This window comes from Flavisphingomonas formosensis (assembly GCF_009755815.1).
GTDB classification, from domain to species: domain Bacteria; phylum Pseudomonadota; class Alphaproteobacteria; order Sphingomonadales; family Sphingomonadaceae; genus Flavisphingomonas; species Flavisphingomonas formosensis.
The window spans coordinates 25,747-49,803 of the sequence record NZ_WRPK01000008.1 but is presented as its reverse complement, the minus strand read 5'-3'; the positions used below and the strand labels follow the sequence as shown (position 1 = coordinate 49,803).

Genomic DNA, 24,057 nt, shown 5'->3' with positions numbered 1-24,057 from the left:
GCGCTGCGATCGAACAGCCCCCGTCACTTTCAGTCTAGGCGAGCACACGGCAGATGGCCAGACCCCGCGGGTGCTCAATGGGCCGGGCGCGCCTCGCCTGCCGGAGCGCCGTCGCCTGATCCCGGCGCGGGCGGAATGGCGAAGCGTTGAGAGAGACCGTGATAAAGCCGCTCCTTGCTCACCATCTGCGCCACGAAATCGGCCGTCAGCGCAGCGGCGAGCAGCGGCATCATGAGACCGCGGCTGGCGGTGGTCTCCGAAATGATGATCACTGCTGTGAGCGGCGCGCGCACCACGCCGGTGAAATAGGCGACCATGCCGAGCAGAACGATGGCGCCGCCGGGATAGCCGGGAAAGATGCTGCGCAACATGTCGCCAATCCCCGCGCCCACCGACAGCGATGGGGCGAAGATGCCACCCGGCAGGCCGGACAGCGATGTCGCAAGTGTCGCGCCGAATTTGGCGAGTCCATACCAGATCGGAACGTCCGAGCCGGTGATGATCGCTCGTGCGGTATCGTAGCCCGTTCCCCAGGTGAGGCCGGTAGCGACACCGAGCAGGGCAACTATCAGGCCGCACGCGATGGCGAAACGGACCGGCCTCTCGCGCAGCCAGCGGACGGGCGCGAAGCACGTCCGTCCGGCGCCGAGCAGCATGCGCGAGAAGAGCGCGCCGGCGACGCCGCCGACCACGCCTGCCACCGGCGCTGCGAACAGCGCATCGTGGACGCCGAGGGTCTGTCGCATCACGCCGAAATAGACATAGTCGCCGGCCAGACCGAGGCTCACCATGCCCGCGATCAGCACCGCCGCCATGACCAGCAGCGTCATCCGCTGCTCATAGGCCGCGGCGAGCTCCTCGATCGCGAAGGCGACGCCTGCAAGCGGCGTGTTGAATGCTGCGGCGACACCCGCGGCGCCACCGGCGATATAGACCGAGGCGCGCAGCGGAATGGCCATCGCCCGATGTGCATAACCCATCAGTGCAGCGGCAACCTGGACCGTGGGCCCCTCCCGGCCGACCGATGCGCCGAAGAGCAGCGTGCCGACGGTGAGCAGCAGCTTGACGATGACCGTCCTGGCCGAAACCAGCCGCTCCATGCCGCGATCCGGCACGCGAGAGGCCGCAATGACTTGCGGAATGCCCGAACCCGCTGCTTCGGGCGCGATGCGGCGGGTAAACCAGACGAGCGCGCCGTAGCCGAGCGGCGTCGCGATCAACGGCAGCCACCACCATCGCCCGATCGCCTGCTGGAAGATCGCTGAAGCCCAATCCGCGGCGCGGGCGAAAAGCAGTGCGACCAGCCCGATCAGGATCGCGCCGCCGAGGATCGCCACGCGGCGGCGCCAGACCTCAGTATCGGGCCGATGGCGTCGGGCCAGCACAAAGGCTCTGCGGGGGGTGAGACGGCCGATGCGCATGGGCGTGACTCTCTACCGCCCGTGGACGGCGGGCAAGTCCGCAACGAGCTGGTCGCCGCCGAGCGTCTGGTAAAGCGAAACGAGGTTCTGGGCGCGCACGAGCCGCGCATTGGTCAACGTCTGTCGCGCGCTGTAGAAGCTGCGCTGCGCATCGAGCGTGGCGAGATAGGCGTCGATCCCTTCGCGATAACGGGCCGTTCCGAGGAACAGGCTGTCGCGCGCGGCTTCTTCGAGCTTGGTGTCCGCCGCAAGCTGACGATCGATCGTGCCGCGCCTCGCGAGCGCGTCTGCGATCTCGCGAAAGGCCGTCTGGATCGCCTTGCGGTAATTAGCAATGGCGAGATCGCGCTGCGCCTCGGCATAGCGCAGATTGCCCTTGTTGGCGCCGGCATCGAAGATCGGCAGTGTGGCGGACGGCGCGACCGACCAGGTGAAGGCGCCCCCGGTGAACAGGCTCGACAGCGCCGTGCTGGCGAGGCCGGCGAGCGCGGTCAGCGAAACGCGCGGGAAGAAAGCGGCGCGCGCCGCGCCGATCCGCGCATTGGCGGCACGCAGCGAATATTCGGCCTCCACCACGTCGGGCCGGCGCAGGAGAATGCCGGAATCGAGTCCGGCGGGCAGTTCCGCGAGAAGTCCGTCGATTGCCTCGAGCGAAGCGGGCAAGGCGGTATCGGCTACTGGGGTGCCGACCAGCAGCTCCAGCGCGTTGCGATCCTGCGCAACGGCGGTGGTGAGCGCAGCCTGATCCGACTGGGCGGTGGCGAGGATGGTCTCCGCCTGGCGCAGATCGGTACGCGGCGCGATCCCGCCTTGGAGGCGGGCTCGGGTCAGCTCGACGCTCTTCTGCGCGCTCTTTTCCGTGTCGACGGCGATGGCGAGCAGGCTGCGATCGGCAGCAAGCTGCAGATAGGCGTTGGCGACCCCTGCGACCAGCGTCAGCCGGGCGGCGCGGGCGGCCGCCTCGGTGCCGAGATACTCGTCGAAGGCGGCGTTGCTGAGGCTGCGCAGCCGGCCGAACAGGTCGATCTCGAATGAGGTAGTGCCGACTTCGGCGCTGTAGCTGGTGGTCGTCCTGTCGCCGCTGGAACTGCCCGTCCCGGTGTTGGTGCCGCCGGTGGTCGTGCCACTATCCGACGGACGCCTAACGGTGACGCCGCCGCTGGCGTCGATCTGCGGGAAGATCGCGGCATGGGCGACGCGATATTGGGCGCGCGCCGAAGCGACGTTGGCAAGGGCGACGCGCAGATCCTGATTGTTGGCCAGCGCCTGTTCGATCAGGCCTTGCAAATGGGTGTCGCGGAAGATGTCGCGATAATTGATCGACGGCAGGGTGGCTTCGCTCTGGCGCAGATAGGCATCGCCTTGCGGCCAGGCGGGGGGGACGGCCGGACTGGGACGCTCATAGGCCGGCTGCAGGCTGCATCCGGCAAGGGCGGCAAGGGCGGTTATGGCGATGAAGGGCTTCATGCCGAAACGTCCTCGCCGGCGGAGGGTGCGGCCGGCGGCGTCTCCCGCTCCTCCTGCCTGCCGTGGAAAAGACGGCGGACCAGCACGAAGAACAACGGCACGAAGAAGAGGGCGAGCACGGTCGCCGTGGTCATCCCGCCGATCACCGCTGTGCCGATCGCGACGCGGCTCTTCGCGCCGGCACCGGTGGAGATGGCGAGCGGCAGCACGCCGAAGATGAAGGCGAGGCTGGTCATCAGGATCGGGCGCAGGCGAATGCGCGCGGCCTCGAGCGCCGCCTCGGTCGGGCTCTTACCCTGCTTCTCCGCCTGCTCGGCGAATTCTACGATGAGGATCGCATTCTTGGCGGACAGCCCCATGGTGGTGAGCAGGCCGACCTGGAAATAGACGTCGTTCTCCAGCCCGCGCAGCAGCACCGCCAGGGTCGCTCCGATGAGGCCGAGCGGCATCACGAGCATCACCGCAAACGGGATCGACCAGCTTTCGTAGAGGGCTGCGAGGCAGAGGAAGACGACCAGCAGCGAAAGGCCGTAGAGGATGGGGGCCTGGCCGCCCGACAGTTTCTCCTGATAGGAAAGGCCGCTCCACGCGATCGAGGTGCCGGGCAGCTCTGCGGCGATCGCCGCGATGCGCGTCATCGCATCTCCGGAGCTTCGGCCCGCGGCGGCCTGGCCCTGGATTTCATAGGAACTGATGCCGTTGAAACGGGTCAACGTGTTGGGCGCGCGATTCCAGCCGATCTGCGCGAAGGACGAGAAGGGCGCCATCGCGCCGGTCCCGGTGCGCACATACCAGCTCGCGAGATTCTCCGGACGGCTGCGATACGGCGCATCGCCCTGGACATAGACACGCTTGACGCGGCCGCGATCCACGAAGTCGTTCACATAGACGCCGCCCCATGCGGCCGAAAGTGTGGAATTGACGCTCGCCTCGTTGATGCCGAGCGCTCCGACCTTCGCCTCGTCGATGTTGATTCCCAGCGTCGGCGTGTCTTCGAGGCTGTTGAGGCGCACCTGCGCCAGATCGGGGTCGGCGCTCGCCTCGGCGAGCAGCTTGTCGCGCCGCGCCTTGAATTCGTCCCGGCTGAGATTGCCGCTGTTCAGAAGCTCGAGCGTGAAGCCGCTGGACTGGCCGAGGCCGCGCACCGGCGGCGGATTGAGCGCATTGAACTGCACGTCGCGCAGCTGGCGCCCGATCGCCTGGGTCGCCCGGCGGGTGATAGCCTCCGCGGTGTTCTCCGCGCCCTTGCGCTGGTCCCACGGCGCCAGGGAGAGGAAGCCTCGCCCTGCATTCTGGCCGGTGCCCGCCTGGTTGCCGCCGACCACCGTGTAGACCGCGGCGGTGTTCGCTTTCTCCTGGGTCAGGAAATAGCGCTGGATCGCTTGGGCGGCGGCTACGGTGCGGCTCTGGGTCGCGCCGGGCGGCAGGGTGATCTGAAGCTGGGCAATGCCCTGATCCTCCACCGGCAGGAAGCTGGTGGGCAGTTTCAGGAAAACGAAGACGAGCAATACGACGATGCCGGCGAACACGAGCATCGCAGCCCTGGCATGGCCGAACAGCCGGCGGACCGTATCGCGATAGCGTTCAGAGGTCCGGGCGAACCATTCGTTGAACCGTTCGCCATAGTCGTGCGCCCTGGCGACGAAGCGGTTGCCGGCTGCGATTGCTTCCGGATCGCGCCGTTTCAGCAGGGTAGCCGCCAGCGCGGGCGAGAGGATCAGCGCGACGAGCACCGAAAGCACCATCGAGGAGACGATGGTGATCGAAAACTGCTTGTAGATGACGCCGGTGGATCCGCCGAAAAAGGCCATCGGCAGGAACACCGCGGACAGCACCAGCGCGATGGCGATCAGCGCGACATTGATCTCGCCCATCGATTGGATCGTGGCCTCGCGCGGGGTGATGTCGGGCTGCTCCTCCATCACGCGCTCGACATTCTCGACGACGACGATGGCATCGTCGACGAGCAGCCCGATCGCCAGCACCATGCCGAACAGGGTGAGCGTGTTGATCGAGAAGCCGAAGGCGGCGAGCACGCCGAAAGTGCCGAGCAGCACCACCGGCACCGCGATCGCCGGAATCAGCGTGGCGCGCCAGCTCTGCAGGAACAGGAACATTACGATGACGACGAGGATGATCGCCTCGATCAGCGTCTTGATCACGTCCTCGACGGAGAGCTTGATGAAGGCGGTGCTGTCATTGGGATAGGTGTAGGTCAGGCCTTGCGGCAGCGAGTCGGCGTGCGCATCCATGAAATTGCGCACTTCCTCGGCGGTCTTGAGCGCATCCGCGCCCGGCGCGAGCTGGATCGCGATGCCGGCGCCGGGATGGCCGTTGAGGCTGCTGACACTGTTGTAATTCTCGCTCCCCAGTTCGACGCGGGCGACGTCCTTCAGCAGCACCTTCGAGCCGTCGGTCTGCGTCTTGACGATGATATTGCGGAACTGCTCGGCATTGGTCAGGCGCGATTTGGCAGTGACGATCGCGTTGAGCATCTGGCTGTCGGGCGAGGGCTGGGCGCCGATCTGCCCGGCCGCGACCTGGGTGTTCTGCGCCTCGATCGCCGAGATCACGTCGTCCGTGGTGAGCTGGAACGACATGAGCTTGTAAGGGTCCAGCCAGATGCGCATCGCATATTGCGCGCCGAACACGTTGATGTCGCCGACACCCGGCAGGCGACCGATCGCATCCTGCAGGTTGGAGACGAGATAGTCGCTGACGTCCGCGCTCGTCATCCGGTCGGTCTGGTCGTAGATCGACACGACGGTGAGGAAATCGGCATTGGACTTGGTGACGATCAGGCCCTGCTGCTGCACCTGCTGGGGCAGGCGGGACAGCGCCTGCTGCACCTTGTTCTGGACCTGGACCTGCGCGATGTCCGGGTCCGTGCCCTTCTGGAAGGTGACGGTGACGGTCACCGTGCCGGCGGAGCTCGAGGTGGCGGAAAAATAGATCAGCCCGTCGATGCCGGTGAGCTGCTGCTCGATGATCTGGGTCACGCTGCTCTCGACCGTCTCGGCCGAGGCGCCTGGATAGGTGGCGCGGATGTTGACGGCGGGCGGCGCGATGTCGGGATATTGTTCGACCGGCAGCGAGATGATCCCGCCGATGCCGAGCAGCATGATCACGATCGCGATGACCCATGCGAAGATGGGTCGATCGATGAAGATGCGGGAGAGCATCGCCTAGCTGCGGCTTGCCGGCTGACCGGACCCGCCGCTTCCGCCGCCCGCGGGCGGCGTCGTCTGCGGCGGCGATCCTGCGGGCACCGGGCGGATCGCCTGACCGGCGCGGACCTTGCCGAGCCCTTCGACGATCACCTTGTCGCCCGGATTGAGCCCGGAGGTGACGAGCCATGCGTCGCCGACCGTCTGGCCGGCGGTGACGGTGCGGAGCTCGGCCTTGTTTCCGGCGCCGACCACCATCACCGTGGCATTGCCCTTCGCATCGCGCGACAGGCCCCGCTGCGGCACCAGGATGGCGCTCCGGCTGGTGGCCTGGCTGAGCCGAGCGCGGACATACATGCCTGGCAGCAGCAAGCCCGATGGATTGGGGAAACGGGCGCGCAGCGTGACCGAGCCGGTGTTCGGATCCACCATCGCTTCGGCAAATTCGACCGTTCCGGCGAGCGGATAGGTGCTGCCGTCCTCCAGCGTGAGCTTCACGGTTGCGGCCGACGGCACGACGCCGCCCGAGGCGAGCGAGCGCCGCAGTGCCAGCAGCTCCGCGCTCGACTGCTGGATGTCGACATATATCGGATCCAGCCGTTGGATCGTGGTCAGCGGATCGGCCTGGTTCGCGGTGACGAGCGCGCCGGTGGTGAACAGCGAGCGGCCGATGCGCCCCGTGATCGGCGCGGGCACGCGGGTGAAGCGCAGGTTGATCCGCGCCGTCTCCAGCGTCGCGCGGTTCTGCGCGACGCTCGCCACTGCCTGCTTCGCCGCCGCCGCGGCATCGGTATAATCCTGCTTGGACACAGCCTCGATCTGGGCGAGCGGACGGTAGCGATCGGCCTTGGCCTGGGTCGATTCCCGATTCGCCAGCGCGCTGGCGAGATTGGCATCGGCCTGATCGACCGCGGCCTTATAGAGGCTCGGATCGATCCGGTAGAGCGTCTGACCCGCCTTGACGATGCTGCCCTCGGTGAACAGTCGCGCTTGAATCAGGCCCGAGACCTGTGGCCGCACTTCCGACGTCTCATAGGCAGCGGTGCGCCCGGAGAGCTCGACATAGATCGGCACGGTCTCGGCCTTGAGCACCACGAAGCCGGCTTCGGGCGGCGTCGTGTCCCTCTTCTTCTCGTTCGGTCCACAGGATGCGAGCAGGAGCGACAAGCCCGACAGAAACCAGAGCGGACTCGCCGCGCGGACGGAACCCATTAAAAAGCCTCGCGACAATCGCCGGCACGCGTCGTTGCCGCGCCCCCGTTTGTGTGACGGATGATGTCTAGATGCCCAGACCTTCGCCCGCAACGTCCGGATCCAGAAGCGGTTCCCCATTGGTGGATAAGGCGAATTGGTGTCATCTGTATCCCCGTCACCGCTGCGCGGCCTGGGTGAAATCGATGCGGATGCGGACCCATGCGCCGACCAGCGAGCGGCCGCCGACGCGCGGGGGGCGGACGAGGAACTGCCAGGCGGCTTGACGCATCGACCGGGCAAGGCCGGAGCCCGGCGGGGAATCTCCGATCTCGATGCAATCCTCGACATGGTAGCGTGCGGCCGTGCGGCAAGCGATCAGCGCCCAGCCGCCGTCAGGCGGGCGGGAGTGCAGATAGAAGGACAGTTCGGCATCGGTGGGTTCGCGGAACCATTCGGCATTGTACAGCGGCTCGCCATGCGGGCCGGTGCCGGGTCCGTCGGTGGTGCTGTCGCCGGCGGAGCCAGCATCGGCGCTGTCGCTGTCGCTGGCGCTCTGCGATTGGTTGGCCGGGTGTTGGGGCAGCTTGGAGATGTCTGAGGCGCGGAACACGTCGGGAGTCACGATGACCATCTTCAGCGGGCCGGCCAGCGCTGCGGGCGGCTGGGCTTTGGTTTCGGCGCTTGGGGCGGTGGGCGTCGGCGGATGTTCCGGCGTCTTGCGTCCGGCCTTTTTCTGGCGCGTCGCCTGCTTGTCGGCCGTCGGCGTGGTAGTCGGTTCGGGCAGCAGATCGACCAGCACGGGATTGCGCGGCGGCGGTGGGGCGGGGGGGCCGGAAGCCAGACGAAGCAGCATCAATACGAGCAGGATGTTCGCGGCCGCAGCGACGAGAAAGGCCATGGCGCGACGACGGAGCGACGCACGACCCTGATAGGAAGAATCCCGAAAAAAGACCGAAGCCATGAGCGTTTCGCGCCCTACAGGCTGTGCCCGTCGGCGGCAATGGCCGGCCGCGGTTACAAAATTTTGAGGATCGCCGCGCTTTTTGGCCGCATCGCGTCATCGGGTGTGGCGCGCGATGACGTCCGCGATTGACCGTCCGGCGCCTCCGTCCGACAGCTCGGCGAAGCGGCAAGGGCCGCGCGGAGCAGGAGAGAGGGCGATGGCGGCGGGGCTGCAGAACCGGGTGGTACGCATCGCCCGGCCGATCGACGGGCTTCCTGGGCCTGATGATTTCGAGATCCGGGTCGAGCCGGTGCCGGAGCCCGGCGAGGGGCAGGCGCTGGTCAGGACCATCTATATCAGCATCGCCCCCGGCGTCCGGCCGCTGATGCCCTATGCCGGGGAACGACCGGATGTCGCGCAGGATTCGAGCGCGGGGCGCGTCGATGCCTCGGCGGATGCCGTGCCCAATCCCTCGCGCATTCGCGTCGGCGAGGCGATGCGCGCGGGCATGGTGCCGTCCGATTCCAAATTCGCCGGCGGTACGGTGGGGCGCGTGATCGCCTCGCGTCATCCTGATTTTCGCGTGGGCGATTACGCGTTCGGCGGCCGATACTGGCAGGATTATGAGGCCATCGACGGGGCGAGCGCGATCCGGCTGGATCCCGCGGAACTGCCGATTGAGGCGGACCTCGGCCTGATCGGGCGGTCCGCCTTCACCGGCTGGGTCGGCTATAGGCGCATCTGCAACGCCCGGCCGGGCGAGACGATACTCGTCTCGGCCGCGGCGGGATCGGTCGGCATGCTGGTCGTGCAGCTGGCGAAGGCCGATGGACTGCATGTCGTCGGTATCGCCAGCGGCGCGGACAAATGCGCGTTCGTGACCCGGGAACTGGGCGCGGATGCTTGCATCGACCGGATGGGCGAGGATGTCGGCGCAGCGCTCGACCGGCTTTGCCCGGCCGGCGTGGACATTTATTTCGACAATGTCGGCGGCGCGGTGCAGCGGCCGATATTCGATCGGCTGAAACCGTTCGGCCGGCTGATCGTGTGCGGCATGGCCGCCTCCTATTGCGGCGGCGGGGATACGCAGCTGCCGACCGGGATCATCCTCGGCAAGCGGCTGCGCATCGAGGGGTTCGTCGTGCTCGATTATGACGACGATTACCCGGCCTTCCGCAGCGAGATCGCGCGGCTGTGGCGGGAGGGGAGGATCCACTACCGCCAACTCGTCTATGAGGGACTGGAAAGCGCGCCGCGGGCACTGGCCGATTGTCTGTCCGGGCGGAGCAGCGGCGGCAAGATCCTCGTCCAGGTGGCGCCGGATGACAGCCGGGCGGAGCGGAGTTGAGCCACCGAACCCGGTTTTCGTGAATCCGGGTTCACCCACGGGCTGTGATAGATTACAATGGCATCATCGACGCGGTTGGGCATGGTCCATGGGGCGTTTGGGAATTTTCTTTGTGTCGCTGGGACTTGCTGGAACGGCGCAGGCCGCCGATCCGGCACCCGACCATTTTGCGCGTTTCGCGACAGAGGTACAGGCGTTCGCCGCGCGTGACCGCCAGGCAGCGAGCGATGCGACGACGCTGTTCATCGGCAGCTCCAGCATCCGCTTCTGGGATCTGCCGCACAGCTTTCCCGGCGTCGCGGCGATGAACCACGGCTTCGGTGGCGCGACCACGCCGGACGTGCTGCATTATTATGGCGACGTCGTTGCCGGCGAGCATCCGGCTACGGTGGTGGTCTATGTCGGTGAGAACGACATTGCCGAAGGCCGCAGGCCCGAAGCGGTGACTGCGGACGTTCTGGCGCTGCTGCGCCGGCTGAAGGCGGATCTGCCGCAGTCGCGGCTGCTCTATCTGTCGATGAAGCCGAGCCCGGCACGCTGGACACTGTGGCCCAAGATGAGCGAGGCCAACATGGCGATCCGGGCGAGCGCCGGGACGATCGGCTTCCAATATGTCGATGTCGGCAGCGTGCTGCTGACGCCCGCAGGCACTCCCAACGCCAGCTATTTCCGGCCCGACGGACTGCACATGAACGCGCAGGGCTATGCCTTGTGGAACGACATGATCGACGATCTCATCGCGCCGCCGCGCAATCAGGCGCCGCGGCAGGCCTCGGTGAGCTGATCTGCGCGTCTGCGCGCGCCGACTCGCGGTGACGGGACGCTACCCTTCGGGAAGTCGATGATTCCCCAGCGGAGCGGGACCCGTTCGCGCGTGACTGCCTGGCTCAGCTGCGCGCATCGACGCGTCCGCTGCGTTCCAGCTTGCCCCAGCCCACCCACAGGCCGCGCAGCGCATTGGCGACAGCGCGGATCACGACCCCGTACATGAGCTGGCGGTAGACGAAGCGCTGGGCGACGAGCAGGACGAAGGGATAGCGTTTCTCGCGCCGCTCCAGCCGATAGGCGACCCAGCCGCAGAGGATGTCGACCGCGGTGAAGACGATCCAGTAGGCCGCCATGCGCAGCACGTCGCTCTGCGTCTGCGCCCAACCATGCTGCGCGACGTTGATCGCCGTCGATATCATGCTGACGACCAGCGCGAGATCGATCAGCGGGGAGATCAGCGCAAAGCCGATCTGGAATATCCAGGCCTGGGGAATGCCGACATAGGCGAGGCCGGCCGGGCGGCGCAGGCGCAGGATGCCGCGATGCTTCCACAGGCATTGCAGCGTACCATAGGCCCAGCGGAAGCGCTGCTTGGCGAGCGCGCGGAAACTTTCCGGCGCCTCCGTCCAGGCGACGGCGTCGACGTCATAGGCGATCTCCCAGCCGCGCCGCTGGATGGCGATGGTGAGATCCTGGTCCTCCGCCAGCGTATCGGCGGGGTAGCCGCCGACCTCGTCGAGCGCGGCCTTGCGCCAGGCGCCGACCGCGCCGGGCACGACCATGATCGCATCGAAACGAGATAGCGCGCGCCGTTCCAGATTCTGGGCGGTGACATATTCCACCGCCTGCCAGCGGGTGACGAGGTTGATCCGGTTGCCGACCTTGGCGTTGCCGGCGACCGCGCCAATGCGCGGATCGGCGAACCAGCGGGCGAGGCGGGCGATGGTCTCCTCCTCGAACTGGGTGTCCGCATCCAGCGCGATGATGATCCCGCCCTTGGCCAGGGCGAGCCCGCGATTGAGCGCGCGCGCCTTGCCCCCATTCTGCAGCGTGAGCAATTGCACGCGATCGTCCTGCGAGAAGGCGGCGCGCACGATCGCGCTGGTCTCGTCGGTGGAGCCGTCGTCGATGACGATCACTTCCACCTGCGTGTTCGTGCTGGCCAGCACCCGGCGCACCGAGGCCTCGATCACGCGTGCCTCGTTGAAGGCGGGAATCAACACCGAGACGAAGAGTTCGGGATCGATCGCCGGCGGCACCGGCCGGTTGCGCCGCCGGGCACTGTTGAGCGCCAGCGCCGCGAGGATCACCGCGCGCGCCACGCCGAGTGCGATGGCGAGGAAGAACATCCATTTGAGTGCATAGCCGAGGGCGGCGAGCACCAGGAACATGCCGATATCGGCACGCACCGAGAGCAGGTCGACGCCCGAGACCGGCGGCATCACCTGGCCCGGCGCGAGCCCTGCCAGTTCGGATACCGGCACGAAGCGATAGCCCTTGGCGCGCAACGCATCGATGATGCGGGGCAGGGCGGCCACGGTCTGCGACCGATCGCCTCCGCCGTCATGGAGCAGGATGATCTGCGCCGAGCGGTCGTCCGATCCGTCCTCGACCTGCGCGATCACCTGGTTGACGATCGCATCGGTGCCCGGCCGCTGCCAGTCGTTCGGATCGACGTGCAGCCCGACATTGGTGTAGCCGGCCTGCTGTGCAGTCAGCGCCGGGATCAGCTCGTCCGCGGTGGTGGGTTCGGCGTCGCCGAAATAGGGCGCGCGGAACAGCCGCAGCGAGCGGCCGGTATAGGCCTCCACCACGCGCTGCGTCGCGTTGAGCTCGATCCGCGTGCCTTCGGGCGAGACCTTGGCGAGATTGGGATGGGTGAAGGTATGGTTGCCCAGCTCGCTGCCCTGCGCGACGATCCGCTTGACCAGCAACGGATGCGCCATCGCATTCTCGCCGATCAGGAAGAAGGTGCCGGGCACGCCGCGGGATTTGAGGACGTCGAGGATCTTGGGCGTCCATTCCGCGCTCGGTCCATCGTCGAAGCTCAGCGCGACGAAGCCGGGCTTGTATCCGGTGCGGCGCACCACGAAGGGCGTCGGAAGCTGCACATAGCGTTCCAGGACGATGAGGTTGCGGGCGTCGCGGAAGAGCTGGCGCTGGCCGGGCGCGGGCACGTCCTCGATCCGCAATATCTCACCATTGCCCTCGACATCGACGTTGCCGACCGCGTGCAAGGTACGCAGATCCGGGATATGACCGCTCTCGAAGGCGGCGAGGGCAGGCCAGAAGCCGGCATCCTCCGTGCCGAGCCGCCACAGCGCGACGCCGGCGACGCCGTTCAGATCGGCGACGCGCAGCTGGTTCCAGGCAGTGGCGGCGTCGAGCATCCACACGCTGTGCGTGGCGCCGCCATCCTCATAGCCGAAGGAGGGGTTGCCGCTCTGCCGGTCGAACTGGATCGGCGCCTCGCTGTCGTGCGCGTTCAGCCACGCTTCCTCGACCGCCAGCGACGTGGCCTGGCCAGATGCCGTCCAGTCATAGGCATAGTTGCCGATCGCCACGATCAGCTTTTCGCGGGGCACGCGGGCGAGCGCCTTGCCGAGCTGCTTGACGAACCAGCCCTGGCTCGCGATCGGCCCGGCATCGCCTTCCGGCGAATGCTCGTCATAGGCCATCAGCACGATCTTGTCGGCGACGCGGGCGAATGCGCGCAGGTTCCAGTCGTCATCGTCGGCGGGCACGGTGACGACCACCTGCCATTGGCGCGCAGCAAAGCGGGCCCGAGCCTCGCGCAGGAACTGCATGTAGGCGGGCAGCGCGTCGGCGGGGATTTCCTCGAAATCGAACACCACGCCATCCGCCTTGCGCGCGAGCAGCAATTGCTCGAGCCGGTCGAGGAAGGCGGTGCGCGCTGCGCGGTCGCGGAACAGGGCGGCGCTGCCCGCGCCGTCCCAGCGATCCTCCACCGCATTCTGCACCATGGGCAGCAGCTTCGGGCGATGCGGCGTGGCGGCGAGCAGCGCGTCGAGCCGGCGGTCGGGCGCCATGGTGAGGGTGTGGGCGGGGCCGGTCACGAACATGACGCTCGGGATCAGCCAGTCGATCTCGCCGATATGGCGCGAGAGCGAGGAGCGGCTCGCATCGTCCCAGGGCACATAGAAGGCAGCCTTGATCTGGCGCACCTGCTGTGCGGCGGGCGAGGTGTGGCGGGGCAGCCAGGATGCCAGATTGTCGCGCAGGGCAGAGAGGCCGCGGGCCGCGCGATGGCGCAGATGCAGCACCTGCTGCTCCAGCGGGCGGGGGACCGGATGTTCCATCGCGAGCGCGAGCGGCTGGGGCACCGGCACTTCGACCACGGTGACCGCGAAGGCGATGGCGGCGAGCACGGTGAGCAGCAGCAGCCCGAGGAAGCCGCGCATTGTCCAGCGGTTACGCCGCCCCGACGCATCGTAGAAAACCGGTTCTTCCACCCGCCCTCCAGCCTGTTGGGCCTGCCCGCGGCCTTCCCTGCTTTGCTCCGGCCATTCAGGCAAGCCCGGTCGAACGATCCGGGTTGCCGGCGAGCCGTGCCGTCCCGGTGGCATCATGGGCAAAGCCGCGCAGCCTGTCACCGTCCATGACAGAATGGTCATTCGTAATGTTACGGAATGACAATGTTGGGGCCACTCCGCCGTAAATGCCCGGCTCTATTGTGATTTCCGCACCCGATGAACGGGCGCGGAAATCAGGAGACAGACATGTTCCGCACGAAAAACGTCATTCCGGCAACGATATTGGGCGCAGTTGCGGCGCTTTCGATCGCGGCCGCCCCGGCCAATGCGGCGACCGGCAAGCAGCACCAGCGAAGCGCAGCGACCAAGGTGCACAAGCAGGTTCCGGGCAAGGCCGCGCATCATGCCAAGGCAGCGGCTGCCAAGACCCGCTGACGTGAGACAATCGGTCGGAAAAGCGCGAGAGAGGGCATTTCGAGGCTGTGCCGCACAATGCGCCGAAGACTGATCGACAAACAGACTCCAAACCGGGCGGCCGGCGCGCTTCAGCCTGACGCCGGCCGCGCCCCCGGCCCCGATGCATCCGCCTCGGGCCGGATGGTGAGCCGGGCGCACAGCCCGGGATCATTATCTTCCAGGCTCAACGTGCCGCCATGAAGCCGGGCGACGGCGGCAACCAGCGACAGGCCGAGGCCCGCTCCTTCCCCTCGACGCGCCGCATCCAGGCGGCCGAATCTCCGCAGGGCCTCGGCTCGCTGGTCCTCCGCAATGCCCCGTCCGCGATCGGCGACGGCGATGCAGATGGCATCGCCCCGGCGATCGGCGGACAAACTTATTTCCCCCGCGCCATATTTCAGCGCATTGTCGATCAGATTGGCGAGCGCCTGGCCGAGCAACTCGCGATGCACGGGCGCGACGAGATCCGGCTCGGTGGCCAGCGCGATGGAGAAGCCGCGCTCCTCGGCGAGCGGCCCGTACATCTCCTCGAGATCGGCGAGCATCCGGCCGATATCGGTGGCCACGAACAATTCCCGGCCGAGCCCGGCCTCGGCACGGCTGATCTGCAGCGCGGCGTTGAGCATCGCGAGCAGCCGATCCGATTCCTCGATCGCTCCGCCCAACGCCAAACGCGCCTGCTCCTCCTGCGTCCGACCGAGAGCGCGTTCGAGCATGGCGCGCTGCCGGGTTAGCGGCGAGCGCAGATCGTGGGCGAGGCCGTCGGTGACCACCTTGAGTTCGGTCATCAGGGCGGCGATCCGATCCAGCATGGCGTTGACGACGATCGCCAGCCGTTCGAACGCGTCGCCGCTGCGATCCAGCGGCACGCGATGTTCCAGCTTTCCGGCGGCAACCGCCCGCGCGGTTTCGACCGTCGCGATCAGCCGATGTTCGATCAGCCGGGCGGCGACCAGCGCGGCGATGGCGGCGAGCGCGATGGCGAGCAGCAGGGTACTGAGCATCGCGCCCTCCATCACCGTGGTGAAGCGCAGGGCATTGTCGATAGCGTGGCCGGTCAGCAGCCGTTCGCCGCCGGGAAGGTGCGTCGCCACCACGCCCAGCCGTTCGGGAGCGGACTGGCCGATGCGGTAGATCTCGATCACCGCCCAAGGCGTCGAGATCGGTACATTTGGCGGCCAGGCGGCGATATTGCCGGCCAGGAAGCTGCCGTCGGGCGCGGCCAGCAGGATGGCGGAGCTCGGCTCGCGCTCGGGCGCGGTGCGCCGGGCGATCGTCTGCGCCAGCGCGACGGTGCCGCCCTGGCGATAGGTAGCCAGCAGATCGTCGCGCAACTCCTCGGCGAGCGCGCGCGCATTTTGCGAAAGCTCGGCGCTGGTCAACCGGTGCACCGCGGCGAGTAGCAGCAGCGCGCCGGCGAGCTGGAGCAGGAAGACCAGCGCCGCGAAGCGGAAAGTGGCTGATCGGATCAGCCGCAAGTCATGCGTCCGCGCCGAGACGATAGCCGGCCCCCCGCACGGTGTGCAGCAGCGGGCCGGCCTGTCCTTCGTCCAGCTTCTTGCGCAGGCGGCTGATATGGACGTCGATCACGTTTGTGCCCGGATCGAAATGATAGTCCCAGACGCCTTCCAGCAACATGGTTCGCGTCACCACCTGATCCTTGTGGCGCAGCAGATATTCGAGCAGGCGGAATTCGCGCGGCTGCAGCTCGATCGGCCGGCCCGCCCGCCGAACCCTGCGCGAGAGCAGGTCCATCTCGAGATCCGCGCAGGACAGTGTCGTCTCCGGCTGGGGACCGCTGCCCTTGCTCTTCCGGATCTGCAGGCGGATGCGCGCGAGCAGCTCGGCGAAGGCGAACGGCTTGGTGAGATAATCGTCCGAGCCGGAGGTCAGGCCGGCGACGCGATCCTCGGCGGAACCGAGCGCCGAGAGGATGATGACCGGGGTCTCCACGCCCGCCGCTCGCATCGATCCGAGCACGGCCATGCCGTCCATCGACGGCAGCATCCGATCTAGCACGATGCAATCATAATTGCCGTCGATGGCATGGAACAGGCCGTCGCGGCCATTGCCGGCGCGATCGACCACGAAACCCTCCTGATCGAGGCCCGACGCGATATAGTCGGCAGTGGCGCCGTCGTCCTCCACCACCAGAATCTTGTGCCCCACGCCCGTCTCCTCATGCCGCCCTGTCGACGAGGATGGTCAATAGCCGGTCGTGGCGCCGGACGTGAAGCCTCAGAGTCGCTGCATGATCCACCGCCAGGATATGGCGCAGCGCGGCGAACGACGGGGCGGGCTGGCCGTCGATATCCTCCAGCCGGTCTCCCACGTTGAGGTCGGACGCGTCGGGCGAACGCTCGCTGGTGACGACCAGCCGGGGCCCCTCGGGGGTCGCGATCTTGTCCAGCGTGACCCTGGGCAGGAAGGTGACGGGCGGGGCATAGGAGTCCGCCAGCCGCTGTCCCGGACGCAACAGCAGCGATGCCGCGGCGAGCGCGGCAACCAGCAAGAGCATCAGGACGGCGACGGGGCGTTTCATGGGCGGCTGCTGGTGCCCATCGCCGTCATCATGCCTTCCAGCCGCGTGGCGATATGGTCGAGCCGCGCGGCCACCGCCTGATCGATCTTCTCGTGCAGGCGCAGAATTTCCAGTTCGGTGCGCAAATTCACCTCGAAATCGAGGCTGGCCGCCAGCCTGTCCTTCGCTGCCTGACGATTCTGGCTCATCATGATCACCGGCGCCTGGATCGCGGCGAGCATCGAGAGCATCAGGTTCAGGAAGATATAGGGATAGGGATCGAAGACCGCCTTCAGGCGCGGCAATATGTCGCTGTTCAGCACCATCCAGCCGAACAGGACGACGACGAAGACGATGATGAAGCTCCATGAGCCGCCCACGGCGGCGACCTGATCGGCGAGCCGCTCGCCGAACGTCGCGCGCTCGTCTGCGACGTCGGCAGCGTCCCGGCTGATCGGCAATCGGGCCTCGATCTTGGTGAGGACGTGCGCTTCCTCGGGATCGAGCGATTGGGCATGCTTGCCGAGCAGCGCCATTGCCAGCGAATGGAAAGAACGAGTTGCCATGATCCCTGTCTCCGAACGTCCCCGGTTTCCCTCCTATCCGGGGTTGGCCTGCCGGGGCATTGGCTGTGGATGACCGATAGTTCATGTTTCGTCCGGCGGGCGCGGGCCGCGATGGTCTTGCCGTGTCTCTCGGTCGGGTGCCGGCAGGCGCAAGAAAAACGCCCTATTGCCGTAGGCCGGCAAGTCTTAACCGCAGACGACGAAGCATTCAGTATTACAAAAGCGAGACGGGCGCAGTCTCACCCCCACAATGTTAGGGAGTGGTGAGATGAAAGCCTTGTTTGCAGCCGGCCTGATGGCCATGACGATTGCAGCCGTGCCGGCTTCGGCCCAGCCCTGGGGCGGAGGCGACTATCGCTGGCAAGCGCGCGCGCTTTGTGATGGCTCAAGAGCGGACGCGCTCCATCGCCGGATTCGCCAGGAACGCATCGAGGGTGATCTGAACCCGGGCCAGGCGGCCAATATGAACCGCCACATCGCGATGATCGAGCAGAATGCCGATCGCTATTGCGCGAACGGTCTCGGCCCGTCCGAGGCGCGCTATCTAGACAGCGAATATGACAATCTGGAAATGGCGATCAACGATCGCGACGACGACTATGGCCGCCATAACCGGTGGAGCGGCGGCTACCGGGATTATCGCGGCTATGACGATTATTATCGCCGCTGAATGAGGTGAACGCATCTTCTTCCGTTGTTCCCTGCCCGCATCGCGCGGGCAGGGCGATCCGCCGGCGAAGGCCCATGCCGATCAGCAGCGTGCGAGTTTCTCCAATACGCTGGAATAGGGATCACTGACCCGCTTGAGCACGCCGTTGATGAGCCGGACGATCACCGCGCCATGATCCGGACGGACCGACTCGATCAGATCGGGGTCAAGACGAATAGTCTCTCCGGAAGACCCTGCGAACTCGATCATAGTCGAACCCTTATGTTGCATCGCAGCATAGGATCATGACAAACGCGAGTCGTCAAGCAGGGTTGCGGACGATTTGGTCGTATTGGTCGGGCAAAAAGGGCGTTCCGGGACCAATGGCGTGCTGCGCCGTTTCGAGTCCTAGTGCGAATGCATCATGCGCGTGCCGGCATCCCGGCTAGGCATGGCTCCAGACAAGACTCAGGAGCGATGGATGTCCGATTTCGTGCAGGCGCTCGCCGCCGACCCGCAATCCTTCAGGGATGCGAACTATGATGCCGGCTTCCGGCTGAGCGACGCCGAGCGCGAGCAGGTTCAGCTTTCCGCGCTTCGCAAGCGCTTCGCGGAGCTGCGCGACCGGCTGCCGGTGCTGCGCAAGCTGGCCGACGAGCAGGGCATCGACCGGATCGACGCGATCGACGATGTTGTACCGCTGCTTTTTCCCCACACGGTGTACAAAAGCTATCCGCTTTCCTTCCTCGAGCGCGGCCAGTTCGACAGGCTGACCCGTTGGCTGCAGAATATGACGACCACCGATCTGTCCCGGGTCGACGTGTCCGGTGTCACCACCATCGACGATTGGATCGGCGCGCTGGCGGCGGGCAGCGACCTCCTGCCGATCCACACCTTCGGCACCTCGGGCAAGCTCTCGATCATCCCGCGCACCAAGGCGCAGACGATCATCACGCCGACGATCAACGCCCACTGCATCCGCGACTTCGACGGCTATCGGACCGGGCCGGACATTCTCGTCGATCATATGCCGCTGATCTCGCCCTCCTATCGCTACGGCGCGAGCGCGATCGCGCGGGGCATGAACCTGATGGCGGACATCTATGCCGCGGGCGACGCGCTGTTCCTCTATCCCGAGGCCTATTTCAGCGCCGACGTCGCCTCGCTCGCCGGGCGGTTGCGCGCTGCCGAGGCGCGCGGCGAGCAGGGGCAGATCGCGCTCTCGCCCGCCTTGCTCGCCCGGCGCGACGAGTTTGCGAAGCGCGAGGCCGATCGGCCGCACGACATGGATCGCTTCTTCGCCCAGGCGAGCGAGCGTTATGCGGGCCGCGACGTCTTCCTCTTCGCGGTGTGGCCGATCCTGTTCGAATGGGCGGAGGAGGGGCTGAAGCGCGGCCTCAAGGGGATCTTCGGCAAGAATTCCATCCTCACCACCGGCGGCGGATCGAAAGGCAAGCTGCTGCCGCCCGACTATAAAGAGCGGATTTTCGAATTCCTCGGCTTCAGCCGCCATTTCGAGTTTTTCGGGATGAGCGAGCTGATGGCCAATGCGCCGCGCTGTTCCGAAGGGCATTTCCACTTCCCGCCGGTGGTGATCACCTTCGTGCTCGATCCGGAGACGGGTGAGCCGCTGCCGCGCACGGGGCGCCAGACCGGGCGGCTCGCGCTGATGGACCTGCTGCCCGACAGCTATTGGGGCGGCCTCGTCAGCGGAGACGAGGTGACGATGGCGGGCTTTGACGAGCCCTGCGGCTGCGGCCGGAAGGGGCCCTATCTCGAATCGACCATCCGCCGCTTCTCGGAGGCGCAGGGCGGCGACGACAAGATCAACTGCGCCGGCGCGCCCGAGGCGCATGACCGCGCGATGGACTATATCCTCGAGAGGAGCGCCTGAGATGGCCTACACCGTTCCCCTGATCCTGCGCGGCGAGATCGTCGACGAGGGCGGCATCTCCTTCGGCGGCCGGCGCGGCGGCGCCAGCTTCACCGCGCCCGACGTGGTCGATCATCTCGACCGGCTGGCTCTCTCGGCACCGTCGCGCATGGCGGATCTCTACGACCTCAGCTTCGAGGACATCGTCGCCTATCTCGACCGGCTCGGCACTTTGCTCGATCCCCATGAGAATCGCTATCTGCAGGAGGCGTTCGAGCTGTCGCGGCTCACCTCGGGCCTCTCCGATCCGATCCTGCGCTATCATTACGGCCTGATCCCTGATTATTTCCGGGCCGAGACGGTGCGCGACCTGGCCGAGCGGCTGGTCGGCATCGACTATCTCGAAGGCTGGGTGGAGCAGCCCGCCGGGCGCGATCCGCGCACGAAGCTGCGCATCCGTGCGATGGGCGCACGCGCCGTGCACATCATCGCCGGCAACGTGCCGGTGGTCGGCGTGACGACGGTGATCCGCAACGCCGTCACGCGCTCCGACGCGATCGTCAAGACGCCGTCCAACGATCCGCTCACCACCGCGGCGATCGCCCGCACGATGATCGACATGGCTCCGGACCATCCGATCACCCGTCACGTCTCGGTCGCCTATTGGAAGGGCGGCGACCAGCGTATCGAGGCGCATCTCTACGATCCGCGCCGCATCGAGAAGATCGTCGCCTGGGGCGGCTTCGCGGGGATCAAGCATGTCACCCAATATCTCCAGCCGGGGCTCGACCTGATCACCCTCGATCCCAAGCATAGCGGCACGATCATCGGCCCGGAGGCGTTCGCCGACGAGGCGACCCTGCAGGCGGTGGCGCGGCGGCTGGCGGTGGATATCGGCGCGCTCAACCAGGAGGGCTGCGTCAACGCGCGCGTCGTCTATGTCCAGTCGGGCACCGACGAGGCCGGGATCGCGCGGGCCGAGCGGCTGGGCGAACTGACCTTCGCCGCGCTGCAGGCGCTGCCCGATCATCTGAGCACGCCGCACAAGGCGTTCGATCCCGAGCTCAAGGCGGAGCTCGACGCGCTGAGCTTCGTCGAGGAGGAATATCGGCTGTTCGGCGGGCGGCGCAATGAGGGCGCGATCATCGTCTCGCGCTCCGACGCGCCGGTGGATTTCGCGCGGATGCTCGCCTGCCGCGTGGCGAACATCGTGCCGGTCGATGCGATCGAGACGGCGGTGCGCTCGGTTAACAGCTACACCCAGACGATCGGCATCTATCCGGAATCGCTCAAGGAGACGCTGCGCGACCGGCTGGCCTTCCAGGGCGCTCAGCGGCTCGTCTCGCTCGGCGGCGCGGCGACGTTGATGCAGACGCCGTCGCCCCAGGACGGGATCGAGCCGCTGCGGCGCATGGTGAAATGGATCACCGACGAGAGCGCGGACGCGGGCATGATGGAAGCGCAGGCGATCCGTGAGCCGGAAGCGGAGCCGGTGGCGGCGTGATGACGGATCGTGGGTCTGGAGCGATTCGCGATCATCTCGGCTCACTCCTCCCCTGAAGGCAGGGCAATCGCATATGGCGAAATCGCTGCATGCGGGCCTCCTCATCCTCCCCAGCTCTGCTGGGGAGGGGGACCAGCCGAAGGCTGGTGGAGGGGAAATACCGTGCATTTGCAAAGTGCGAGCCGTTAGCCGGCCGCGCATTTCCCCTCCACCGCGCTGCGCGCGGTCCCCCTCCCCATCTGCGATGGGGAGGATGAAGAACTCTGCCGTTCATATGCGATAGCCCTGCCCCTGAAGGGGAGGGGCTTAAGACATCAGTTCCAGATGCCCAGCGCTTACCGATCCACCAGCGCGGTCACGCGATGCATGAACGAGTGGTGGGGCGTCTGTCCGCGCTGGATATCGTGGAACATGCCGGCGCCGAGCGTCGGCAGGATCAGCTCCAGCGCGACGACATGCTCAAGCTCGCGGACATCGATATGCACGCGCAGCTTGGTGTCGAACTGGAACTCGATATCGGCCTCGCGAGGGCAGACGCCGCGCAGCAGGGCCACGAGCCTGCCGAGCTCGTCCGACACCGCCGTCGAGCGTGGCTGGTCGGGAAGGCGGCCGACATTGGTGTCCGCTGGTCTTTCCTCGGCTACGCTCATGGTCTGCTCCCTGTCGATCATCCGAATCTAATCGCCGCCCGGCGATTACTCAACCATCCCCGCCGTGATCACGCTCATCGGCGACGCGGTGGGCGTAACGCTGCGCAGCGTGAGGCCGGCTTCGTGCAGCAGCGCGGCATAGTCCTTGGCGCTGCGCTCGCGCCCGCCGGTCATCACCAGCATGTTGAGGTCCATGAAGCGGCCAGGATGGCGCGTCGCCGGATCGTCCGGCAGCACCATCTCGATGATCGCCACCGTCCCGTCCGGTTTCATCGCGGCGCGGATGTTGCGCAGGATCGCGATCGACTGCTGGTCCGTCCAGTCGTGGAGGATGAACTTGAGCAGGTAGAGATCGCCGCCGGCCGGGACACTCTGGAAAAAGTCCCCGCCCATGGCGCTGAGCCGCGCGGCTTCGGGGGTGCCCTGCCACATGCGCTCGCCTTCGGCGACCGTGCTCGGCAGGTCGAAGACGATCCCGCGGGCCTCGGGCGCTTGGGCGAGCAGCCGCCGGAGCAGCGAGCCATGGCTGCCGCCGACGTCGACCGCGAGGGTGAAGGCGCCGAAATCATGGGCGGCGATGACGGCTTCCTCGGTGGCTAGCGTGACCGAGGTCATCGCTTCGCCGAACAGCGCCGCGGTGGCGGGATGTTCGCCGAACCAGTCGAACACCGGCTTGCCATAATGGAGGTCGAAGGCGGTGACGCCGGTGCGCAGCGTTCCCTCGATCGCGCCCCAGGCCTCATAATGTTCGTGGCCGAACACCGATTCGATGAAGGCCCGCTGCGTGGCGGGATGATCCGACCGCAGCAGCCGCGAGATCGGCGTGTGCGAGACCCGGCCTTCCGTATCGCGATCGAACACGCCGACGGTGGCGAGCGCGGTCAGCAGGCGGCCGAGCGGATCGGGCCGGGTCGCGGTGGCGGCGGCGAGATCCTCGATCGAAACGGGGGCTGTATCGATGTGATCGGCGATGCGCAGGTGCGCCGCCACCCATATGGCGCGCGAGATCCACAGGCCGCCGGCAAGCTGCATCAGTGCGGCGCTTGTCTCGGCGGGAGGCGTGTCGGCTTGCATGGTGGTTCGTCCTTCCTCAAAGCGCGAACAACCCGGCACGGCGTGATCGGAGGCCGGATCGATTCGAGCCGCGGTCTAGAGGCGAGTATAGACGTGCACTGTGATGCCAGGCACGGGTGCTCGCTTCCGACGACAGGATACGCGATTATGCTGCTGAGGACGTTGTCTCGATCCGATCGCTGCGACACGCATCGAGCGCGGATGCCGGCATGATGGGCTGACCCTAGGGGACTGGCTACACGCAACCCTGGCGGCAATCCCGGCTCGGTGGGACGAGTTGGTCATGCCAAGAGTCCCATATCCCGATCCGCTCTATCCCGTCGTCTGGGCCGACACGCCCGCCGTACCGGATAGCCCCGCAACCCCCGTCGTCTCCGGCCTGCCGGAGGACGACGATCCGATCCAGCTGCACCTCGACGAGGCGCTGGTGCGCAAGGCCGACAATGACACGGTCGACCGCTGGAAGGCCTTTGCTGGCCCGTGGTTTGCCGCGCGCGGCGGGGATGCCGCGTCGCGCTGGAAGGATATCGAGCAGTCGCTGAACGAGATCGTGCGCCGGCCGCTGGGCGAGCTGGACACGGTGCGGCAGCGGAACATGTATCGCGACATCATGGAACCGCGCCTTTCGGCCTGGGCGACGAGGCGCGCGCTCATGCGGAGCGCGAGACGCAGGCATTCAACGATGCGGAGTCGCAGCAGCGCCAGGATCTGGCGCTGGCAGCGATGCGCCGAGGCGCGCGACTGAATGACATGCGCGCGGTTGCGGAAGGCGAGCGGCGCCTCGTGGGCGAGGTGCGCGGACGCAGCCGGCGGCAGGGCCTCGACCCGGATGCGGCGAGCGCGGCGGAGACGGACGCGCGCGGCGCGGCGCATGCGGATGTGGTGGAGCATCTGGCGCAGCACGATCCACGCCAGCGCAAGATTGGCTGAACGCGCGCGCCGCGACGATCGGCGATGCGGCG

At 66.9% G+C, this 24,057-nt stretch carries 21 protein-coding genes; 8 read left to right on the top strand and 13 right to left on the bottom strand.

What is annotated here, in order from left to right; translation table 11 throughout:
* Positions 1 to 74: 74 nt before the first annotated feature.
* The 5 genes from GQY20_RS20730 to GQY20_RS20710 form a co-directional block, all read right to left on the bottom strand.
* On the bottom strand, positions 75 to 1,421 hold the full coding sequence (locus tag GQY20_RS20730) for a chloride channel protein (protein WP_157219067.1): 1,347 nt from the start codon (positions 1,419 to 1,421) through the stop codon (positions 75 to 77).
* Between the two features lie 12 nt (positions 1,422 to 1,433).
* The gene (locus GQY20_RS20725) at positions 1,434 to 2,888 is read right to left on the bottom strand and encodes an efflux transporter outer membrane subunit (RefSeq protein WP_157219066.1); all 1,455 of its coding nucleotides are present in this window, start codon (positions 2,886 to 2,888) and stop codon (positions 1,434 to 1,436) included.
* Positions 2,885 to 6,070 (bottom strand): efflux RND transporter permease subunit, encoded by a 3,186-nt coding sequence (locus GQY20_RS20720; protein ID WP_157219065.1) that lies wholly within the window; start codon positions 6,068 to 6,070, stop codon positions 2,885 to 2,887. The genes GQY20_RS20725 and GQY20_RS20720 overlap by 4 nt, the downstream gene beginning before the upstream one ends.
* A gap of 3 nt (positions 6,071 to 6,073) precedes the next feature.
* Entirely contained in the window at positions 6,074 to 7,267 is a 1,194-nt protein-coding gene (locus GQY20_RS20715) for an efflux RND transporter periplasmic adaptor subunit (protein ID WP_157219064.1), read from the bottom strand.
* 157 nt (positions 7,268 to 7,424) lie between these two features.
* On the bottom strand, positions 7,425 to 8,210 hold the full coding sequence (locus GQY20_RS20710; protein ID WP_157219063.1) for a hypothetical protein: 786 nt from the start codon (positions 8,208 to 8,210) through the stop codon (positions 7,425 to 7,427).
* 199 nt (positions 8,211 to 8,409) lie between these two features.
* On the opposite strand from GQY20_RS20710, the gene GQY20_RS20705 reads away from it, so the two are divergent.
* Positions 8,410 to 9,540 carry an NADP-dependent oxidoreductase gene (locus GQY20_RS20705; RefSeq protein ID WP_198351090.1) on the top strand — a complete coding sequence of 377 codons (1,131 nt, stop codon included), beginning with the start codon at positions 8,410 to 8,412 and terminating at the stop codon, positions 9,538 to 9,540.
* Between the two features lie 112 nt (positions 9,541 to 9,652).
* Complete coding sequence (locus tag GQY20_RS20700) at positions 9,653 to 10,324, top strand: GDSL-type esterase/lipase family protein (RefSeq protein ID WP_232476178.1); 672 nt, start codon at positions 9,653 to 9,655, stop codon at positions 10,322 to 10,324.
* Positions 10,325 to 10,427: 103 nt separating this feature from the next.
* On the opposite strand, the gene GQY20_RS20695 is transcribed toward GQY20_RS20700, so the two are convergent.
* Positions 10,428 to 13,781 carry a glycosyltransferase gene (locus tag GQY20_RS20695; RefSeq protein ID WP_157219060.1) on the bottom strand — a complete coding sequence of 1,118 codons (3,354 nt, stop codon included), beginning with the start codon at positions 13,779 to 13,781 and terminating at the stop codon, positions 10,428 to 10,430.
* 267 nt (positions 13,782 to 14,048) lie between these two features.
* Between GQY20_RS20695 and GQY20_RS20690 the strand changes: the two genes are divergently transcribed.
* Positions 14,049 to 14,237, top strand: coding sequence for a hypothetical protein (locus GQY20_RS20690; protein WP_157219059.1), 189 nt, complete (start codon positions 14,049 to 14,051; stop codon positions 14,235 to 14,237).
* A 110-nt stretch (positions 14,238 to 14,347) separates the two neighbouring features.
* Here GQY20_RS20690 and GQY20_RS20685 read toward each other — a convergent pair whose 3' ends face one another.
* Genes GQY20_RS20685 through GQY20_RS20670 form a run of 4 tightly spaced genes read right to left on the bottom strand, consistent with a single transcriptional unit; the run spans position 14,348 to position 17,345 of the window.
* Complete coding sequence (locus tag GQY20_RS20685) at positions 14,348 to 15,736, bottom strand: sensor histidine kinase (RefSeq protein WP_157219058.1); 1,389 nt, start codon at positions 15,734 to 15,736, stop codon at positions 14,348 to 14,350.
* A gap of 1 nt (position 15,737) precedes the next feature.
* Positions 15,738 to 16,427 (bottom strand): winged helix-turn-helix domain-containing protein, encoded by a 690-nt coding sequence (locus GQY20_RS20680; RefSeq protein ID WP_157219057.1) that lies wholly within the window; start codon positions 16,425 to 16,427, stop codon positions 15,738 to 15,740.
* Between the two features lie 10 nt (positions 16,428 to 16,437).
* Positions 16,438 to 16,800 (bottom strand): hypothetical protein, encoded by a 363-nt coding sequence (locus GQY20_RS20675; RefSeq protein ID WP_157219056.1) that lies wholly within the window; start codon positions 16,798 to 16,800, stop codon positions 16,438 to 16,440.
* Positions 16,797 to 17,345: a DUF1003 domain-containing protein gene (locus tag GQY20_RS20670; protein WP_157219055.1), complete on the bottom strand. Its 549-nt coding sequence runs from the start codon at positions 17,343 to 17,345 to the stop codon at positions 16,797 to 16,799. Before GQY20_RS20670 ends, GQY20_RS20675 begins: the two co-directional genes overlap by 4 nt.
* 268 nt (positions 17,346 to 17,613) lie before the next feature.
* Between GQY20_RS20670 and GQY20_RS20665 the strand changes: the two genes are divergently transcribed.
* Complete coding sequence (locus GQY20_RS20665; RefSeq protein WP_157219054.1) at positions 17,614 to 18,015, top strand: hypothetical protein; 402 nt, start codon at positions 17,614 to 17,616, stop codon at positions 18,013 to 18,015.
* A gap of 81 nt (positions 18,016 to 18,096) precedes the next feature.
* Here GQY20_RS20665 and GQY20_RS20660 read toward each other — a convergent pair whose 3' ends face one another.
* Positions 18,097 to 18,264 carry a hypothetical protein gene (locus GQY20_RS20660; RefSeq protein ID WP_157219053.1) on the bottom strand — a complete coding sequence of 56 codons (168 nt, stop codon included), beginning with the start codon at positions 18,262 to 18,264 and terminating at the stop codon, positions 18,097 to 18,099.
* A gap of 211 nt (positions 18,265 to 18,475) precedes the next feature.
* Between GQY20_RS20660 and GQY20_RS20655 the strand changes: the two genes are divergently transcribed.
* A complete protein-coding gene (locus GQY20_RS20655) occupies positions 18,476 to 19,888 on the top strand; it encodes a hypothetical protein (RefSeq protein WP_157219052.1) in 1,413 nt (470 codons plus the stop codon).
* A gap of 1 nt (position 19,889) precedes the next feature.
* A complete protein-coding gene (locus GQY20_RS20650) occupies positions 19,890 to 21,371 on the top strand; it encodes an acyl-CoA reductase (RefSeq protein ID WP_157219051.1) in 1,482 nt (493 codons plus the stop codon).
* Positions 21,372 to 21,706: 335 nt separating this feature from the next.
* Here GQY20_RS20650 and GQY20_RS20645 read toward each other — a convergent pair whose 3' ends face one another.
* Together GQY20_RS20645 and GQY20_RS20640 are read right to left on the bottom strand one after the other, a co-directional pair.
* Positions 21,707 to 22,021 carry a hypothetical protein gene (locus GQY20_RS20645; protein ID WP_232476177.1) on the bottom strand — a complete coding sequence of 105 codons (315 nt, stop codon included), beginning with the start codon at positions 22,019 to 22,021 and terminating at the stop codon, positions 21,707 to 21,709.
* 45 nt (positions 22,022 to 22,066) lie between these two features.
* A complete protein-coding gene (locus tag GQY20_RS20640; protein ID WP_157219050.1) occupies positions 22,067 to 23,095 on the bottom strand; it encodes a methyltransferase in 1,029 nt (342 codons plus the stop codon).
* 283 nt (positions 23,096 to 23,378) lie between these two features.
* Between GQY20_RS20640 and GQY20_RS20635 the strand changes: the two genes are divergently transcribed.
* Together GQY20_RS20635 and GQY20_RS20630 are read left to right on the top strand one after the other, a co-directional pair.
* Positions 23,379 to 23,840: a hypothetical protein gene (locus GQY20_RS20635; RefSeq protein WP_157219049.1), complete on the top strand. Its 462-nt coding sequence runs from the start codon at positions 23,379 to 23,381 to the stop codon at positions 23,838 to 23,840.
* A gap of 5 nt (positions 23,841 to 23,845) precedes the next feature.
* Positions 23,846 to 24,025: a hypothetical protein gene (locus GQY20_RS20630; protein WP_157219048.1), complete on the top strand. Its 180-nt coding sequence runs from the start codon at positions 23,846 to 23,848 to the stop codon at positions 24,023 to 24,025.
* Positions 24,026 to 24,057: the final 32 nt, after the last annotated feature.

Coding starts and splice junctions, on each gene's coding strand:
- GQY20_RS20730 (WP_157219067.1), bottom strand. CDS start 1,421: ATGCGCATCGGCCGTCTCACCCCCCGCAGAGCCTTTGTGCTGGCCCGA.
- GQY20_RS20725 (WP_157219066.1), bottom strand. CDS start 2,888: ATGAAGCCCTTCATCGCCATAACCGCCCTTGCCGCCCTTGCCGGATGC.
- GQY20_RS20720 (WP_157219065.1), bottom strand. CDS start 6,070: ATGCTCTCCCGCATCTTCATCGATCGACCCATCTTCGCATGGGTCATC.
- GQY20_RS20715 (WP_157219064.1), bottom strand. CDS start 7,267: ATGGGTTCCGTCCGCGCGGCGAGTCCGCTCTGGTTTCTGTCGGGCTTG.
- GQY20_RS20710 (WP_157219063.1), bottom strand. CDS start 8,210: ATGGCTTCGGTCTTTTTTCGGGATTCTTCCTATCAGGGTCGTGCGTCG.
- GQY20_RS20705 (WP_198351090.1), top strand. CDS start 8,410: ATGGCGGCGGGGCTGCAGAACCGGGTGGTACGCATCGCCCGGCCGATC.
- GQY20_RS20690 (WP_157219059.1), top strand. CDS start 14,049: ATGTTCCGCACGAAAAACGTCATTCCGGCAACGATATTGGGCGCAGTT.
- GQY20_RS20675 (WP_157219056.1), bottom strand. CDS start 16,800: ATGAAACGCCCCGTCGCCGTCCTGATGCTCTTGCTGGTTGCCGCGCTC.
- GQY20_RS20670 (WP_157219055.1), bottom strand. CDS start 17,345: ATGGCAACTCGTTCTTTCCATTCGCTGGCAATGGCGCTGCTCGGCAAG.
- GQY20_RS20665 (WP_157219054.1), top strand. CDS start 17,614: ATGAAAGCCTTGTTTGCAGCCGGCCTGATGGCCATGACGATTGCAGCC.
- GQY20_RS20660 (WP_157219053.1), bottom strand. CDS start 18,264: ATGATCGAGTTCGCAGGGTCTTCCGGAGAGACTATTCGTCTTGACCCC.
- GQY20_RS20655 (WP_157219052.1), top strand. CDS start 18,476: ATGTCCGATTTCGTGCAGGCGCTCGCCGCCGACCCGCAATCCTTCAGG.
- GQY20_RS20650 (WP_157219051.1), top strand. CDS start 19,890: ATGGCCTACACCGTTCCCCTGATCCTGCGCGGCGAGATCGTCGACGAG.
- GQY20_RS20645 (WP_232476177.1), bottom strand. CDS start 22,021: ATGAGCGTAGCCGAGGAAAGACCAGCGGACACCAATGTCGGCCGCCTT.
- GQY20_RS20640 (WP_157219050.1), bottom strand. CDS start 23,095: ATGCAAGCCGACACGCCTCCCGCCGAGACAAGCGCCGCACTGATGCAG.
- GQY20_RS20635 (WP_157219049.1), top strand. CDS start 23,379: ATGCCAAGAGTCCCATATCCCGATCCGCTCTATCCCGTCGTCTGGGCC.
- GQY20_RS20630 (WP_157219048.1), top strand. CDS start 23,846: ATGCGCGCGGTTGCGGAAGGCGAGCGGCGCCTCGTGGGCGAGGTGCGC.